This is a genomic window from Pyxidicoccus caerfyrddinensis (genome assembly GCF_010894405.1).
GTDB lineage: Bacteria > Myxococcota > Myxococcia > Myxococcales > Myxococcaceae > Myxococcus > Myxococcus caerfyrddinensis.
On the sequence record NZ_JAAIYA010000004.1, the window covers coordinates 115,047 to 131,076 of the forward strand.

General features: G+C 69.8%; 15 protein-coding genes. 8 read left to right on the forward strand and 7 right to left on the reverse strand.

Annotated features, from left to right (window positions below):
• Positions 1-38: 38 nt before the first annotated feature.
• The gene (locus G4D86_RS10875) at positions 39-290 is read left to right on the forward strand and encodes a hypothetical protein (protein WP_163992421.1); all 252 of its coding nucleotides are present in this window, start codon (positions 39-41) and stop codon (positions 288-290) included.
• Between the two features lie 297 nt (positions 291-587).
• On the opposite strand, the gene G4D86_RS10880 is transcribed toward G4D86_RS10875, so the two are convergent.
• The 3 genes from G4D86_RS10880 to G4D86_RS10890 form a co-directional block, all read right to left on the reverse strand.
• Positions 588-1,331 carry a glutathione S-transferase family protein gene (locus G4D86_RS10880; RefSeq protein WP_163992423.1) on the reverse strand — a complete coding sequence of 248 codons (744 nt, stop codon included), beginning with the start codon at positions 1,329-1,331 and terminating at the stop codon, positions 588-590.
• Positions 1,332-1,529: 198 nt separating this feature from the next.
• A complete protein-coding gene (locus tag G4D86_RS10885) occupies positions 1,530-2,288 on the reverse strand; it encodes an SIR2 family NAD-dependent protein deacylase (RefSeq protein ID WP_240360180.1) in 759 nt (252 codons plus the stop codon).
• Positions 2,289-2,405: 117 nt separating this feature from the next.
• A complete protein-coding gene (locus tag G4D86_RS10890; protein ID WP_163992437.1) occupies positions 2,406-3,320 on the reverse strand; it encodes an NmrA family NAD(P)-binding protein in 915 nt (304 codons plus the stop codon).
• 105 nt (positions 3,321-3,425) lie between these two features.
• On the opposite strand from G4D86_RS10890, the gene G4D86_RS10895 reads away from it, so the two are divergent.
• The gene (locus G4D86_RS10895) at positions 3,426-3,977 is read left to right on the forward strand and encodes a TetR/AcrR family transcriptional regulator (protein WP_163992440.1); all 552 of its coding nucleotides are present in this window, start codon (positions 3,426-3,428) and stop codon (positions 3,975-3,977) included.
• A 22-nt stretch (positions 3,978-3,999) separates the two neighbouring features.
• Here the strand turns inward: G4D86_RS10895 and G4D86_RS10900 are convergent, their stop codons facing one another.
• Positions 4,000-5,097, reverse strand: coding sequence for a hypothetical protein (locus G4D86_RS10900; RefSeq protein WP_163992442.1), 1,098 nt, complete (start codon positions 5,095-5,097; stop codon positions 4,000-4,002).
• 149 nt (positions 5,098-5,246) lie between these two features.
• Between G4D86_RS10900 and G4D86_RS10905 the strand changes: the two genes are divergently transcribed.
• From G4D86_RS10905 to G4D86_RS10930, 6 genes are all read left to right on the forward strand, one after another.
• On the forward strand, positions 5,247-6,329 hold the full coding sequence (locus G4D86_RS10905) for a lipase secretion chaperone (RefSeq protein WP_163992444.1): 1,083 nt from the start codon (positions 5,247-5,249) through the stop codon (positions 6,327-6,329).
• A gap of 27 nt (positions 6,330-6,356) precedes the next feature.
• Positions 6,357-7,547 carry an exonuclease/endonuclease/phosphatase family protein gene (locus tag G4D86_RS10910; protein ID WP_163992446.1) on the forward strand — a complete coding sequence of 397 codons (1,191 nt, stop codon included), beginning with the start codon at positions 6,357-6,359 and terminating at the stop codon, positions 7,545-7,547.
• Positions 7,544-8,986, forward strand: a complete 1,443-nt coding sequence (gene lnt, locus G4D86_RS10915) for an apolipoprotein N-acyltransferase (RefSeq protein WP_240360181.1) — start codon at positions 7,544-7,546, stop codon at positions 8,984-8,986. Before G4D86_RS10910 ends, lnt begins: the two co-directional genes overlap by 4 nt.
• Before the next feature lie 311 nt (positions 8,987-9,297).
• Positions 9,298-9,720, forward strand: a complete 423-nt coding sequence (locus tag G4D86_RS10920; protein WP_163992448.1) for a CBS domain-containing protein — start codon at positions 9,298-9,300, stop codon at positions 9,718-9,720.
• An 89-nt stretch (positions 9,721-9,809) separates the two neighbouring features.
• Entirely contained in the window at positions 9,810-10,502 is a 693-nt protein-coding gene (locus G4D86_RS10925) for a hypothetical protein (protein WP_163992450.1), read from the forward strand.
• A gap of 164 nt (positions 10,503-10,666) precedes the next feature.
• Positions 10,667-11,134 (forward strand): nucleoside deaminase, encoded by a 468-nt coding sequence (locus G4D86_RS10930; protein ID WP_163992452.1) that lies wholly within the window; start codon positions 10,667-10,669, stop codon positions 11,132-11,134.
• A 3-nt stretch (positions 11,135-11,137) separates the two neighbouring features.
• Here the strand turns inward: G4D86_RS10930 and G4D86_RS10935 are convergent, their stop codons facing one another.
• The 3 genes from G4D86_RS10935 to G4D86_RS10945 all read right to left on the reverse strand — a co-directional run bounded on the left by G4D86_RS10935 (position 11,138) and on the right by G4D86_RS10945 (position 15,707).
• Positions 11,138-11,737, reverse strand: coding sequence for a hypothetical protein (locus tag G4D86_RS10935; RefSeq protein ID WP_163992454.1), 600 nt, complete (start codon positions 11,735-11,737; stop codon positions 11,138-11,140).
• Between the two features lie 446 nt (positions 11,738-12,183).
• The gene (locus G4D86_RS10940) at positions 12,184-12,642 is read right to left on the reverse strand and encodes a sigma-54-dependent transcriptional regulator (protein ID WP_163992456.1); all 459 of its coding nucleotides are present in this window, start codon (positions 12,640-12,642) and stop codon (positions 12,184-12,186) included.
• Complete coding sequence (locus G4D86_RS10945; RefSeq protein ID WP_163992458.1) at positions 12,642-15,707, reverse strand: ATP-binding protein; 3,066 nt, start codon at positions 15,705-15,707, stop codon at positions 12,642-12,644. The genes G4D86_RS10940 and G4D86_RS10945 overlap by 1 nt, the downstream gene beginning before the upstream one ends.
• Positions 15,708-16,030: the final 323 nt, after the last annotated feature.

Here is a 16,030-nt window from a genome sequence, read left to right on the forward strand (position 1 = left end):
GGCCCAGGCCCCAGAACTCCTGGAGTCCCTCGGGGGACGTGAGGTTGCGCAGGTCCAGCACCACCACGTCCTTCTCCAAGCCAATCAGCGGCCGGAGCGTCGGTGGAGCCAGCGTGGCGGGCGGCTGCGTGCTCTTCACCTTCGTGGCGGGATCCTCGAGCGCGTCGAGCATCGACTGCACGGCCGCCGCGTACTCGTCGGTGCTCCTGGCGGCCTCCACCTTCGGCACGGCGTTCATGAACGCCGCGTCCCAATCAATGCGCCGTGAAAGCATCCACGGGTGGCGGTAACGCACCTGCCCCCAGAGTTCCCCCACCGCCGCCAGCCTCTGGAGCCGCGTGCGCTCCTGCTCCTCCGGCTTCGCCTGTGGTGCCGCTGCCGCCGAGACAGCGAGCAGGGCCAGACACACTCCCAGCCTCAAACCAATGCCATGGGTCCGCATCGTTCGTGCTCTCTCCTTGCGCCGCCCGATGCCAGCGCACGCCGACTCTATTCGAGTCACCGCGCTTCGAAGGAGCCCTGACTTCGCGTGACGTGTGGGCCTGGGCACGCCACGGTGGCTCGTCATGCGCCAGGAGTCGCGGGCCTCAGCCCACGGCGCGAAGGGGCGTGGCCGTGCCGCGGGTGGCCTCGTCCACCCGGTCCAGCCATGCGCTCAGCCGCTTGCGGTGCGCCACCTGTTGCGCCTGCCAGGGCGTGAGGGGCGTGCGCAGGCTGTGCAGCTGGCCGAAGAGGGCCAGGTCCGCCACGCCCAGTCCGCCAGGGAGCCAGAAGCCCTGCTCGGGGGCGCGCGCGTCGAGGTGGTCGAGCAGCGTCTCGAACCGCCGCCAGCACGCCTCCGGGCCCGCGCGCCACACGTCGCGCGCCACCAGCCCCCGCACCACCTTGCGCCGGATGAGCCCCGGCACCACCGCGCGCACCGGTGCTGGCATGGAGCCGAAGTAGGCGGCGCGGGTGGCCGGCCAGTTGCGCTCGTCCGCCCACCGCGCCGCCACCAGGAAGCCGTTGAAGGCCGTGTCGGCCAGCTCCTCCCAGAGCAGGGCCTCCGGGCTGGAGGCGATGCGGCCCGGGACGAGCTGGATGATGCGGGCGAGGATGGCGGTGGAGTCCGGCACGGCCTCGCCGCCCACCAGCAGCACGGGCACCTGTCCGGTGGAGTTGTGGGCCCGGTGCGACGCCGGGTTCCCCGCGCAGTTCCGCGTATAGGGCAGGCCCGCGTACTTCAGAGCGCGGTGCACCTTGAGACAGAAGGGGGAATAGCTCTCGATGCTGGGGAGGCCGGCGTCGGCCACCTCGAGCAGGGTCAGGGACGGAAGTGCGTTCGTGTTCATGGAGACAGAGTGTAGCGGGCCTGTGACAGCCTTATGTCAGGATTGTTCATCCCGGGCATGGCGGGGCCGGAGCGTCACCCTGCTGCGGCAGGACGCGAGTGCCTACGCCTTCGCGCTCGCCCACGCGCTCACCCACCGCAAGCTGGCCTGCTACCTGGACCCGCTCGGCTCGCCCCCCAGGGGCCAGGATGCCGGCGCTCAGGAACCGTCGCCCAGCAGGAACGGCAGCAAGTCCTCGGCGCGTCCCAGGACTTCCTGGTCGAAGTCCGGGTGACGGGGCTGCATGGGCGTGAGGTTGAGCAGCAGCGTCCAGGCCCCCGCGTACTTCGCTCCGCGGACGAAGTTCGAGGCGGGAGCCACCGTGCCGGACGTGCCCACCGCCAGGAAGAGGTCGCACTCGCGCAGGGCCTTCTTGGCGGCCCACTCCGCGTCCACGGGCAGCGGCTCGTTGAACAGGGTGATGTCCGGCCGGAGCGGCTGTCCGCACCGCTCGCAGGGCGGTGCCTGCACGCGCTCGCCGAGGTCCTCGAAAGGCGGCAGCGAACACTCCGGATTGCCGCAGCGGGTGCGCAGCAGCGAGCCGTGCAATTCGACGACGTCCCGGCTGCCCGCCCGCGTGTGCAGTCCATCCACGTTCTGCGTCACCAGCGTGAAGGACCGTCCCGGCACCGGCCGCGCCTGCCACTCCGCCAGCGCCAGGTGGGCAGCGTTGGGAGATGCGACCTGGAGGTGCTTGCGCAGCGGACCGAACAGGCTCCAGACCCGGGACGGGTCGCGGGCCAGCATGGCCGCGTCGGGAAGCTCCTCCGCTTCCGGTCGGGTCCACAGCCCACCGGGGCCGCGGTAGGTGGGCAGCCCCGAGGCGACGGAGATGCCCGCGCCGGTGAGGACCACGACATGGCGCCATGAAGTCGCCCTCAGCCGTTCGCGCAGCCGCCGCAGCTCTTCATCGCTCATGAAGGAGTCCACCATGCGTGCACCCTACCCCGGCCGCCTCACGCGCTCCCGCTGAGCGTCGCACCGCCGTGTCCTCCTCCGGCCCCCAGCGGCTGGACGTCCCTCTCGGGGCAGCGGTCAGGTCGTCTCGCGCTGCTGGCGCGCCCAGGTCTCGAAGCTCATGGGCGAAAGGCCGTAGGAACGCGCGATCTCGGGCCGTGCCAGCACCGGGGAGACGTTCATGTACGTCAGGCCTCGCGCCACGCCGGGATGCAGGCCGGCCGCGACGGCCTCCTCGACCGTGCCGGACTGGATTGCATACTCCTTGCCGTCGAGGCGCGAGAGGATCTCGGCGACCTGAGGAAGCGTGAGCAGGTCACCCGCGAGCTGCAGCGTCACACCGCTGAACGTCGCGGGATTGTTGAGCGCCGCCGCGGCCGCCTTGCCGACGTCCTCCGGCGCGATCAGCGCGATGGGCCGGTCGGTCCTGATCACCGTGAGCAACCGGCGCCCGTCGACGAAGCAGGCGGGATCCAACATCGGTTGGTCCATGAAGGTGGCGGGCAGGATGAGGGTCCAGTGCTTGAAGCCCGCGCTGCGTACGAGGTCGCAGGTGGCAAGCTTGTTCTCCCAGTACTCCTCGTGCGACTTCCAGCGCCCCTCCGCCCAACCCTCGACGTTGCGGTGGTCGCCGACGCCGGACGTCGCGGTGTGCACGAACGTCCCGACGCCCTCGGCAAGCGCGGCCTCGACGAGGTTCCTCCCCTGCTGGCGCTCCTTGCTGAAGTCGACACCGGTCGCGGACATGATCGGTGACTGCATCGAGAAGACCGCCCGTGCCCCGGCGCAGGCAGCGCGCAACGACGCCGGATCATCGAGGTCCCCGACGACCACCTCGGCGCCAGCCGCCGCGAGGGCCTTGGCGTTTGGCGCCTCCGGATTGCGCACCATCACGCGCACGGATGTACTGCCTTCGGCCAGCAGCGCCCGGGCGGTGGCGCCGCCCTGGCGCCCTGTGGCGGCGGTGACGAGAACGGGAGCGGTGCTGCTCATTGGCAGCTCCTTTCGTAAGTGGGGGACCCCACCGTTTAATTCTGTGGTTGAATACGGAGGGGTCCCCCGTTTGTCAAGGAAGGTTCTCGTGAGGAGCACATCGCCGTGGATCGTGTGAAGCCGTTGCGAGCGGACGGGAGACGCAACCGGGAGCGGATTGTCGCGGCTGCCACGGAGCTGGTCGGCAGGGATGGCGCGCAGGCGTCGCTCGAGGAGATCGCGCGGCGGGCGGGGGTAGGCTCGGCGACCCTGCACCGGCACTTCCCGTCGCGGCACGCGCTGTTGGAGGCGGTATTCCGCGATGGGGTCGCGCAGCTCTGTGCGCGGGCAGCCGCGCAACCGGGCAAGGCTCCCGCCGCGGAGTTGGCGGCCTGGCTCGAGGAATTGACGGTCTACACCGCGACCAACCGCGGGCTTGCCGCGGTGCTGCTGACCGGCCCGGAGGGCCTCTCGGCCGAAGAACTCTGCTGCACCGACATGCTGCGCGAGGTGTTGAACGTGCTGGTGGCACGGGCGTCATCGGTGGGCGCGATTCACGCCGGCGCCACGACGGAGGACCTGATGATGCTGGCGAACGCGATCGCCGTCGCCAACGAAGACGATCCGCTCACCGCGCGCCGGGTGCTGCGCCTCGCGCTCACCGGCATACGGCCGTGAACGCAGCGAGAGCGCATCCTCTTCAACGGAACGGAAGTGCCTTGAAGGACTTGCCGGTGGTGGTGAAGGCCAGGTGGTGTGGGAACACCGCCCAGAGCCTGCCACCGGCGACCTTGAGGAGCGGGTAGCCCGGCGCCGGTGTGGGGACCTTGAGCGGCGTGCCCTGGTCGTCGTCCAGGCGGAGGACGCGGTCGTCCAGGCTGACGAACAGGTGGTCCTTGAAGAAGGCCAGCGATTGCACGGCACCCTTGGGGAGGGCGAGCTTCCGCGCCTTGCCCCTGGCGGGGAGGCGGAACGCCTGTGCGTCGGTATGGAAGTAGAGGCTTCCTTCGGGACCCGCGCACGCGCCCGTCACGGGAAAGCGGGTGGCGTGCCGCGCGACGAGGGCCTTGTCCTCGAGCGCGAACAGACCGCCGTTGCCATACGCGTAGAGCGTGCCCGCGTGGGACAACAGGCCGCGGAGCCCTGGCTGCTCCTTGCCCACCTGCTCGAAGCTCAGCTCCTTGCCCTCGGGGGTGAGCCGCCCCAGCCCGTTCGCCGAGCACAAGCCGAAGAGGGAGCCCTCGTGGATGACACCGTCCACCAGGTCGAGCGCGACGGCCCCCGTGACCTCCCGGAGCTTCCAGCCCTTGCCCCCGCCGTCGAACGCGAGCACGGAGACACCAAAGCCCGTGAGGCCCCAGGGCGCGCCCAGGTCCCGGAGGGTGGAGGCCACGTAGCCGTAGGGAAGCGCCTTGGGCAGCTTCGTGCGCGTCCAGCCCTTGCCGTCGTGGGTCAGCAGGCGGTTGAAATCCACGTCGTAGGTGGGCTCGAAGTGCTCGACCTCGTCCTCGTCCACCGTCACCTGGTCCAGCCAGACCTGGTCGGTCCAGGGCTGGTTCCACTTCACCCTGTTGTCGAAGTCCCAGAGGTCGTCCCCGGCGACATAGCCGTAGTCGGAGTCCGGGTGCGGCGTCGCCGCCAGCACCACCACGGTGCCCTGCGCGGTGACGTGGACGTCCGCCAGTACCTGCGCGACGGAAGCCACATCCGGGGCCTTGTCCGCCTTCGCGGCGGACTTCTGCTGCTTGTCGGCTCGCGCTTGGAGCGCGGCGATGTCCGTCGGACGAGGCTTGGGCATGGTGTACATCCTTCGCCCATCTCGGGCGGGCGTTCAACCCACCGCCACGTCCGCGCGGCCTCTCAGGTCCCGGAAAGGAACTGGGCCGTGTCGCGGCGGAACGGTGCCTGAGAACGGGTATATTCGGGTTCCCTCAGACGAGAGCACCCATGCGCGCCCCTTCGAGAGTTACCGGAGTCCTGGTGTGTGCCGCGCTCGTCGGGCTCATGGCCTGGCGGTATGTCGTGGCCTCCGAGAGCAGCGTGTCTCCCGCGGGGAGCGCCGGTGCCGCGAGCGCCTCCGCGCACCCTGCCCCCCTCGATTCGAGGCGCGCCCAGACAGGCTCCCTGGTGGCCAGCGCTCCCGAGGCGCGGGAAATCAAGGCGCGGCTCCTGGTGGCACAGCTCAGACAGAGGCTGGGCGCGGCCTACGAGCGCACCGCCGCGCGAGGGGATTTCGCGCTCACTCCCAGCCGTCTCCTGAAGAGCCTTCTCGACAGGCGCTGTGGAGCCTTGCGGAGCCACCTCGAGGAGCTCACCCCCTACCGGGCCCAGCTCCAGCTCGAGGGGCCGGACGGTGCCGCGGCGTGCCGGAGCCTCTTGTTCGGCTGGCTGAAGGAGCGCTTCGCCCTCCCCGACGACCTCACCCAGGAGCGGCTCTGGAGCATGCTGGAGCAGGTCGACTCCGAATACGAGCGGCTCGTGGTGAGTCAGTTCCCGTTCGCTTCGGACGAGGCGCTCCTCGCCGCCCACGAGCGCTTCCGTGAGGCGCGCCGCGGCATCCTCGGCCCATCAATCGAGGGGCCGCTCTTCGGTCTCTCCGATGAGCTCTTCCAGCTTCCCTACCGGGTGGACCATCTCGCCACCGATTCCCATACCTCGGTGGACCAGAAGCTCGCCGCCTGGCAGGAATGGCTCCAGCGGCTGGAGAGCGAGCACGGCGTGCGGCTTGCGTCCGTGGTGGAGCCGGTGGAGCTGGCGAAGCTCGAGCTACGGATTCGCGAGACGGCCGGCCCGCTCGGTCCGGAGCAGCAGCGGGCCGTGTACGAGCGCCATGCCGGCTCCGAGTCCGCCCTCCGGTATCTGGAGCATCAGCGGGAGCAGACGGAGCGGCGCGAGCGTCTGGACGCCTTCAACCTGGAGCGGGCGCGGCTCCTCGAGCAGCTCACTCGCTCCGGCCTGACGCCGGAGCAACTGCGTCAGCGGATGCCCGCCGTCGATCAACAATTGCTCGTCAAACATCAGTTGCAATAATCCCCTCACCGTCCCGGAAGGTCCAAGATGAAAGCCCACAAGCCCAGACACTCACTCCACGTCTTGTCTGTCCTGCTGGGGCTGGTCCTCCCCGGAGCCGCCCTGGCCGAGTCCACGCCGTCGTTCGACAACCGCTACTCGAACCGTCCCGCAGAGTGGTTCGACGCCGTGAGCGAGATGGATTACTTCAACACCTCGCTCACCCGCTCCTGGCAGCTCAACGAGGCCTGCAACGACGCCGGTGCGTTCACCGTGGCGTCCTACAACATCTTCCACAACGTCCCGTTCGTCACCGACTTCGGAGACGAGATGGAGCAGAGCCTGGGGAAGGTGTTCAAGTGCGCGGACATCCTCCTGTTCCAGGAGGCCTGGGACTACGACGACATCATCCTGGATGGTCCCAAGGCCGACCTGGCCGCGCGCGGCTACGGCATGGTGACCCCCTCCGGCTACTACTGCGATGACTCCCTCGACGGGGCCATCGAGAACGACTGCAGCGGCCTGGTGATGTTCTACAAGAGCGGCACCTCGCTGGTGAAGGAGCTCGGCTTCAAGGCCTTCACCAACGTGACGGGCTTCGACGTGCACAAGGAGAAGGGCGTCTGGGGGGCCATCTTCGCCAAGGAGGGGCGCTACTACTATGTCTTCAACACCCACCTGACCTACGGCGAGAACAGTCACCTCGACGGACATGCCGCCTCGGACGGCTCGCGCATCTCCAACATGCAGGAGTCCCTGGCCTTCATCCAGGGGGCGGTGGCTGCCAACAAGGCCAGCTATCCTCCCGCGCACGTCCTCTTCGGGGGCGACTTCAACGCCGACTTCGACAGCACCGTCGCCAACTCCAAGGGCTACCAGCTCCTGATGCAGGCTTCCGCCAGCGGGGCATTCCTCGAGCCCTACGCCTACCGGGGCGCCGGCGCGGTGTTGGGTGGCTTCGAGACGGCGGGCTTCCAGTCCAACTGGCCCGGCACGTCCGTCGACACCGGGCCGAACGGAATGAGCACCGGCCAGAAGGGCGACTTCGACACCGTGTTGCTCGGCAAGCCCACCTGGTTTGGCACCTGCCCGGCGGCCAGCATCTCGTACAGCGGATGGGCGCCCGCCTGGAAGACGCTCGACACCCAGCAGCGCAAGTGGCCCTTCTACACCCACTCCGACCACTACGGCCGGTGGCTGAAGGTGAAGCCCGGTTGCCAGGCGCCAGGGGCTCCTTGAAGCGGGTCTCCACGCTCGGAGCCCTGCTGGTGGGCCTCTCGGCCCACCTCATCCTGCTCTTCCCCGCCAACCTGCTCGGGCTCGTCGCCGGGTTCGCGTGCTACTTCCACGCGCTCGGCCGGAGCGGGACACCGCGTGCCGGGTTCCTCTCCGGCTACCTGTTTGGCCTGCTGCTGGCGGCCAGCAGTCTGTATTGGCTCGTCGATGTCCTCTACGTGCTGACGCCCGGCGAGCGCCTCGTCGGTGCCGCCGTGCTCGGCGGGTTCCTGCTGCTGGTCGCGTTGCCCTATGGCCTGTGGGGGCTCGTGGCCGCCCTGCCGTCACGCCGTCCGGTGCCGGTGTATGCGCAGGCCCTCGGGCTGTGGCTCATGCAGGTGCTCGTCCACGATGTCTGGCTCGACTTTCCGTGGCTGCATTCCGGCTACTGGCTGGCCCAGGGGCCGTTCGGCGCATGGCTGGGCCTTGTCGGCGCCCGCGCGTCGGGGCTGTTGCTGCTCCACCTCTCGGCGTGTCTCGGACTGTGGAGTTGGCAGCCGAGGCCCCGGTTCCAGCTCCTCCTGGCGGTGGGGGTGTTCAGCGCCGTGCTGTTCATTCCGGTGAGCCTCCGCCCGAGCGCGGGTGCCAGGCCCGTCCGGGTGGCTGTCGTCGCCCTGGACGAGGCGAGCGCGGGCGACCGCGAGCGGGACGACCTGGAGCTGCTCTCCCGGTACGTCATGGCCACCCGGCGGGCCGATGCGGACTGGGTCATCTGGCCGGAGTCCGTCATCCGCGATGGCGAGGCGAGCATCGGCCCCTTGCGGGAGCTGCTGTCCCTGGCGGGCCGGAGGCTCTTCGCCGGTACGCTGCTGCGGGCTCGCGCCGGCACGTACAACACCCTCGTCGAGCTGGGGAGCGGCAAGCCGGTCTATTACAAACAGAAGCTCGTGCCATTCTCGGAGTACCTGCCCGGGGAAGCCTTCCGGCGGCTCTTCGCGTGGCTCGGCGTCAATACCCTCAAGAGCCAGGTGATTGCCGGGAGCGGGCCACAGCCGCCGCTCGACGTGGACGGCGTGGCCGTGATTCCCCTCATCTGTTTCGAGGTGGCCTTTACCGGCCTGGTCCAGCCAGACGTGCGGCCCGCGGTGCTGCTCAACATCGGCAACGAGAGCTGGTTCCGAAGCGCCCTCATGCATCGCATGACCCTGGCGATGGGCATGGCCCGCTCGCTCGAATACGGGCTCCCGCTCGTGCGCTCCGTGACGGGCGGGTACAGCGGTTTCTTCGACCCCTCTTCCGGTGGACGCTGGGTGGCTGCGCCAGAGCAGGGCTCGGCGGAAGGCCGGGGGAGGTGGCTGTTTCCCCGGCCGGTGGCGACGCCGTACGGCCAGATGAACCGCGTGCCGCTTGTTGGCTCCGCTCGTGCCCGTGGCTCCGGAGACAACACTGCGCCCGGGCCGTAGCGCACGGAGCAACGCTTCCGGGCCTGTGTCGGAGTGGAGCCCCACCGGGAATGGGCATTGCACCGCGCGGCGGAGCAGCCCCCTTCTTCCCCCGAAGGCCCCCATGCCCAGAGCGCTCGCGCGGCCACCCGCGTGGCCGCGCGAGCGCCCGGGCTCCCGGATGGGAGGGCCGGCCGCCCTGCTGCTTCGCCGGGGTGGGTTGCATCCGGCGGTGACGGTGCGCTGGTTTTCGGCGAGGAGGACGTGCGCGGGGACGACCCGCGCCAGGGCCGTGCGGCCGGGCGCACGCCCGCAGCGTCCGGGGAGGCGCCATGTCGCTCGCAAGGTTCTGTCGCAAGACGTTGGCCATCATCCAGCCCATGCAGAGCGTGGCCGAGGCCGCCGAGCTCATGCGCGGCCAGCACGTGGGCGCGCTCGTCGTCGTCGGAGACGATTTGCGCCCGGTGGGCATGCTGACCGACCGGGACATCGTCACACGCGTGGTGGCCGAGCGGGCAGACCCCACGGCCGTTACCGTCATGGAGGTGATGACGGCCGAGCCCGCCGTCGTCAGCGTGGAGAGCTCGCTGGACCAGACGCTCTTCACCTTCAAGAAGCAGGGCGTGCGCCGCCTGCCCATCCTGGACGCGCAGGGGCGGCTGGCGGGGCTCGTGTCCCTCGACGACATGCTGGTGCTGCTGTCCGCGGAGCTGGACCAGACGGCCTCCGCCGTCCGGGCGAATCAGGGCCCGTGAGGCACCTCGCGGAGCGCGGCGTCACTCCTCGTGACCCAGGCCGACCTGCGCAAGCTCGTGCACGCGGATGGGCCAACGACAACATCAGATTGGGCGCCATCAACCGGAAGCACACCGTCAAGGTCGTCCGCGTCACCCTCGCGGGCAGGACCACGCCCTCGATGACCTCCCTCGTGAGCAGGGTCCGCGAGATGTACGACTTCTTCGCCGTCGCGTCGCACAGCCAGGTGAGCCTGGAGAGCGTCGCTTCGCAGACCGTGGCGGTGACGGCGGGCAGCAACTGCAAGTCGGCGAAGAGCCAGGCCATCCAGCAGGCCAAATCGAACGCGTTCCTGACCGTGTATTCGATGCCCAGCGGGCTGTGTCCCACCTCGAACGCTGGCTCGCGCAGCATCTACCTCAATGGCAACCTGTTCCGGGACTACAACCACGAGACCGGGCACGTCCTCGGCCTCGCGCACGGCAACGCGCGAGACCCGTCGACCGGCCAGGTCACCCAGTACGGCGACTCGAGCACGTACATGGGCAAGTTTTCGTCGGATAACTACAACCTCCCGCAGCTCCACTGGCTGGGGTGGACGAAGAAGGAGGAGCTCATCAAGGTCAACTCGGCCATCGACAACGGTGGATTCATCGACGTCACCCTCCGTCCTGCGGGAAGCAATGCCGAGCTAGCCAGCGGCCTCTTCATCAAGCCGGTGGGCTACACGAGCAGCTTCGTCCAGGTCGACGGACAGAGCGTCGAGGTGTTCACCTCCGTCACGGTGCGCATCAGGCGGTAGAGGCCGACCTTCGTCGCTCGGCGGCCCGTCCTGGCTGGACCTGCCGCTGCGCTGACGCGCGTCCCTCCCCTCCCGGAAGCCGCAACCTCCGGGAGGGATGACCTCACGACAGGAGCGAAACAAACTCCTTTCGCCCAATCCGGTCCGGAGGCATGGAGGTATTCATGTCATCACCCAAGGACCATCTCCTCGAAGCGATTGGGCTCGCGCGGGACAACGTCCGCCGTGGCGGGCGGCCTTTCGGCGCCGTCGTCGTCAAGGAAGGCCAGGTCATCGCGCGCGGCGTCAACGAGATGCTGGCCACCCACGACCCGACCGCCCACGCGGAGCTCCTCGCGCTCCGCGCCGCGGGCCGGGCGCTGGGCACACCACGCCTCGACGGCTGCGCCGTGTATGCGAGCGGCCAGCCCTGCCCGATGTGCTTCGCGGCCATTCGGATGGCAGGCATCGAGCAGGTCGCGTTTGCCTACTCGAACGCGGACGGCGAGCCCTACGGACTGTCGACCGCCGCCATCTACGCCGAGCTGGCAGGGCCGCCCGCGGAGCAGCGCCTGAAGCCCGTCCACATGCCGGCTCAATCCGGGGGGCCGGTTGAGCTCTATGAGCTCTGGCGTGCGGCCACGAAGAAGTAGCCGTCAACGCGGCTTCAGCAGCCCGGGCGGGAGCGCATCGTCGGCCTGCCGTCCGACCCGGCCCTCCCGCAGCATGGCCATCATGAAGACGCTGAGGCGGTAGATGTGCTCGTTGAGCGCGTCGAGCTCGCTCGCGGCCGAGGCGAGCTCCGCCCCCGCAGCCTCCGCGCCGGCCGCGCGCCCCGCCCGCACGAAGTGCTCCCCAGCCCGGACGAACGTCGCGTGGACCTCGTCCTGGAGCCAGGCGCGTGCCCTCTCTCCGAAGTAGGTGCCTACCAGGGAGAAGTGGACGTTGAGTCTGTCGTTGTACTCGAACAGCACCGCGTCATAGGCCTCACGACATGGGTCCAGTTGGTTCGCGACGTCTCGCCCCGCGCTGTACTCCTGCATCGCATTCAGGAGCCGCACCATGCGGTAGCGTCGCTTGTCGATGAGGGCACTGACGGTCTGGCAGGCCATGTCCGCCCGGCGCAGCTCCTCCTCGCGCAGGCGCGCTTCGTTCTGTCGCTTCCAGGAGCGCTGCTGAAGGTACGTGCCCAGGAAGCCGCCAGCGACGGTGGTCAGCAGGAAGCTGATGACGAGCACCGGGATGTCCTTCGTCATCGTTCCCCTCCCCCGGTGACTGGAGTTGCTCCCGCCACGGTCGGCCCGCTGCCCGCCGCCGTCAATGGCGGAGGCGGGCAGCGCCAGCTCCTCGACACTCGACTCCCACGAGCAAGCGCTCGCGGCCCGGAGGTGTCTCGTGAGCATCGTTCGGAGCAGCGGAAGGGGGCGTGACAGCGTGCTCACATACGAGGGGCGGCACAAGGCGGCTCACCGCACAGGAGCGGCGCCAGTATGGCGTCCCGACTCGGGCTCGACATCACGGCGTTCGTTCGCGGCGCTGCGCTCACCCGCCCAGTCGAGCCTCGGTGCGCGCTGACTCCTCCCGCACGTGCCCTCCCCTGCTGCCGCTGGTGCCTCCTCCTCGCTCCGCCTCGCCGCTGGGAACACCGTCCGTCCTCCGTGGTAGAGAATTCGGGGTGGTGGGAGCTACAAAGGGCCTGGGCTCACTTCACCAGGCTGGAAGGCTCCTGGCGCTTCGGCGGATGAGGCCCGTCGCGCCGGCCGGCCTCGATGGCCCCGCGCACGAGGCTCAGCAGGTCATCCATGTCGAAGGGCTTGGAGATGTAGTCGTACGCGCCCTCGAGCCTGCAGCGGAGCGCGGTTTCAGCGGAGGCGTAGCCCGTGGCGATGATGACCTGCAGGTCGGGACGCAGCCGCTTCAGCCGCACCAGCGTCTCCACGCCATCCATGCCGGGCATCCTCAGGTCTGAAATCACCAGGTCGAAGTGCCGGGCCTCCACCATGGCCAACGCCGACGCGCCGCGGTCCGCGGTGCTCACGTCGTAGCCCTCGAGCGAGAGAATCATCGCCAGCGTGTCGCGGATGTCCTCCTCGTCGTCGACCACCAGGATGTGCTCGTGCGCGCCACCCACGGGGGGTCGCGGCGCTGGGGCGCCGGGCATCAGGGCTCCCCCCCTGCCTTCGCCGGTATCCAGAGGCGCACCCCGGTTCCGTGGCCCTCCTCGCTCTCGACCTGGACGGCGCCTCCCTGGCTGTCGATGAACCGGCGTGCGAGCGACAGGCCCAGCCCCATGCCCTCACCCGGTGGCTTCGTCGTGAAGAAGGGGTCGAAGACGTGCGGCAGCACGTGCGCGGGAATGCCGGGTCCGCTGTCGCGTACCATCACCTCCACTCCGTTCCTGCCGCCTCGCTCGAGAGCGCGCACCTCGACCTGGACCGTCGTCCCCGGCGCGCTCACCTCCAGCGCGTTGGTCACCACGTTGCCCAGGGCGGACTCCACCTCCGCCGCATTCACGTGGACCCAGGGGGCGCCAGACGGGGGAAGCACCGTCTCCAGGCGGACGTCCCGCCGCCGGGCCTCGGGGCGAAGGGTGTCGAGCACCCGGTCCACCAACACCTCCGTCTGGAACGACTCGCGCGCGGCGGCCACCTGGCGCGAGAACTCCAGCAGTGCCTTCAGCACCTGCGAGCAGCGCTGTGACTGCCGCTCGATGGCGTGCAGCGCCCGGTGCAGGCCCGCCGGGTCCGTCGAGTGCTTGCAGAGCAGCTGCGAGTTCATCCGGATGACGGCGAGCGGGTTGTTCAGCTCGTGGGAGAGCCCCGCCACCAGGGTGCCGACCGCGGCGCGCCGGGCGCTCTCGACGACCTGCTCCTGCGTGTCGCGCAGCTCCAGATAGACCTGGTGAAGCCGCACGGCGGCGCGCACCCGCGCCCTCAGCTCCAAGGGACCGAAAGGCTTTCCCAGGTAGTCGTCCGCGCCCGCGTCCAGGCCCCCGACCACATCCTCGCGGTGCGCCTTGGCCGTCAGCAGGATGATGGGCACGTCCCGGTACCGCGCGTCCGCCTTGAGCCGGGCCGTCAGCTCGATGCCGTCCACCTCCGGCATCATGAGGTCCGACACGATGACGTCCGGTCTGTGCCGCTGTACCGCCTCCCACGCCTCGCGGCCGTTCTCCACCAGCTCCAGCTCGTACTCATCGGCCAGCAGCTCCGCCAGGTACGCCCGCATGCCCGCGTTGTCGTCGGCGACGAGCAGGCGCGGGGCCGGATGCGCGGGCCGTCGGGGCACGACCTGGGGCACCGCCGGAACGGCGAACCGCGAAAAGGCGCCCTCCCGGGGTGAGACAGTCGCCGTGCTGCATGCATCTGCCGGGACGTGGGCCACCCCGGCCCCCGGCAGCCTCACGGTGAAGCACGCGCCCGCGCCAGGCTCGCTCCGCACGGCGACGTGGCCCCCCATCAGCTCCGCGAGCTCCTTCACGATGGCCAGGCCCATGCCCGTGCCCTCGTGCTTGCGTGTGGCGGAGCCGTCGAGCTGCTGGAACCGCTGGAAGATGAGCTCCAGCTTGTCCTGGGGAATCCCAGGCCCGGTGTCGCGAACCGCCAGCTCCAGGTCGTCCTCCGCCCGCCGCAGGGCCACCGTCACCCGTCCCCCGGAGGGCGTGAACTTGAGGGCGTTGCCCAGGAGGTTGACGACGATCTTCTCGAACTTGCGCCCGTCCAGCATCAGCGTGCCGAGCCCGGAGGCCGCCTCGAAGCCCAGGTCGAGCCCCCGCACGCTCGCCGCGGGCCGGGCGTCCTCCACGATGCCCGCCACGCAGGCCACCGCGTCCAGAGGCTGTCGGTCGACCGGCATCCGACCGGCCTCCACCTTCTGGTGGTCCAGGATGTCGTCGACCAGCTGGAAGAGCCGCACGGCGTTGCCGTGGATGCGCTCGAGGTCCGCGCGGACGTGCTCCGGAAGCTCGCTGCCGCGGGAGGTGAGCAGCGAGCCCAGGGGACCCAGGATGAGGGTCAGCGGCGTGCGCAGCTCGTGGCTCATCACGGTGAGGAACTCGCTCTTGGCGCGGGCGGCATTCTCCGCGGCCTCTTTCGCCTTCTCCAGCTCCAGCTCCAGCCGCTTGCGCGCGGTGATGTCCACGTAGATGCCCAGCAGGCCCGTGACGTTCCCGGACTCGTCCCGGATGGGGACCTTGCTGGTCAGCAGCGTGCGCTGCGAGCCGTCCGCGCGGAGCACCGGCTCCTCGATGTCATGGAACGCCCGGCCCTGTTCCATCACCTCCCGGTCGATCTTGACGAAGAACTCCGCCTCTTCCGGCTTGCTCCACACGTCGAAGTCCGTCTTGCCGATGAGGTTCTCCAGGCTGCCGACGCCGGCGTCATGGATGAAGTTCTGGTTGCCGCCCAGGAAGCGCCCCTGACGGTCCTTCCAGAAGACGGCGTGGGGCACGTTGGCGATGACGTACCGGAGCACCGACTGCTGGTGGCGGAGGACACGGAGGGCCCGCTCCCGCTCGGTGACGTCGGTGGCCACGCCAATGACGCGGTCCACCTGCCCGCTGGCATCACGGATGGGCGTGTAGTGCACCTCGAACCACGTCTCGCGCACCTGCCCCACCACCGACACCTCCTCGCCCCCCAACGCCCGCCGGGCGCTGTCGATGACCCAGTCGACGTCCCGGTAGGTCTCGAACACGGAGGTGCCGACGAGTTGCCCGGACGGCACCCCGAGGCCCTCGTACCCCTTGCCCTCGGCCTGGGTGAGGATGCCCCGCCTGTCGAACGAGAACAGGAGTACGGGGGCGTGGCTGAGCACCAGTCGGAGCCGCTTGCGCGACTCCTCGCACGACACCTCCGCCTGGGGCTCGTGCCCTGGGTGGGTGGCACGCAGGAAGAGCCACCCCTGGCCGCGCCGCGGATGAAGCCGCAGCTCGAGCTCCTGCCCGGAGGGTCCCACGCAGAGGGTGAGCCTCGCCGGTGTTCCCCTGGACCAGGCGTGGGCCGCCTCGCCGGAGAGCGAGGCCAGCGCACGGCCGAGCAGCTGGGCCCGGGGAGCCTGGAGGAGCCGCTCGGCGGCCGGATTCACCGCCTGGATGTGGCCGGTGGCATCCACCGCGATGAAGCCCTCCTCCAGCGTCTCCGCCAGCTCCAGTGCGGACAGGCCCTCCAGACCGCGCTCCCGGGCAGGAGGATCCGACGGGGACTCATCAAGGGGGTGCGGCTCCATTGCACGGTGCCTCGAGGGACGTAGCCACAAGGTACGCATGTGGCCGGGTGGGAGCCACGCGGTGCCCGGCCCGCCATCCAAGGCATAGGACGCGGGCGGAGCGCCCAGGCGGGCTCGGGCCTGGAAGACCCCTCCAGCGGGAGTCGGGCCAGCCCTGCCTCGGCCTGCCCGCCTCGTCCGGGACGTTCCTTCCCGAGGGTGCGGAAGTGCTGCTCACGGGACGCACCGACTCGACGCCGCGGGGAACTCGGGCCACGGGCTGTACCGCGACCTGGACATGACGACGTCGGAACTGCTGCCAGCGCGCCATGCGCTCGCGGTGC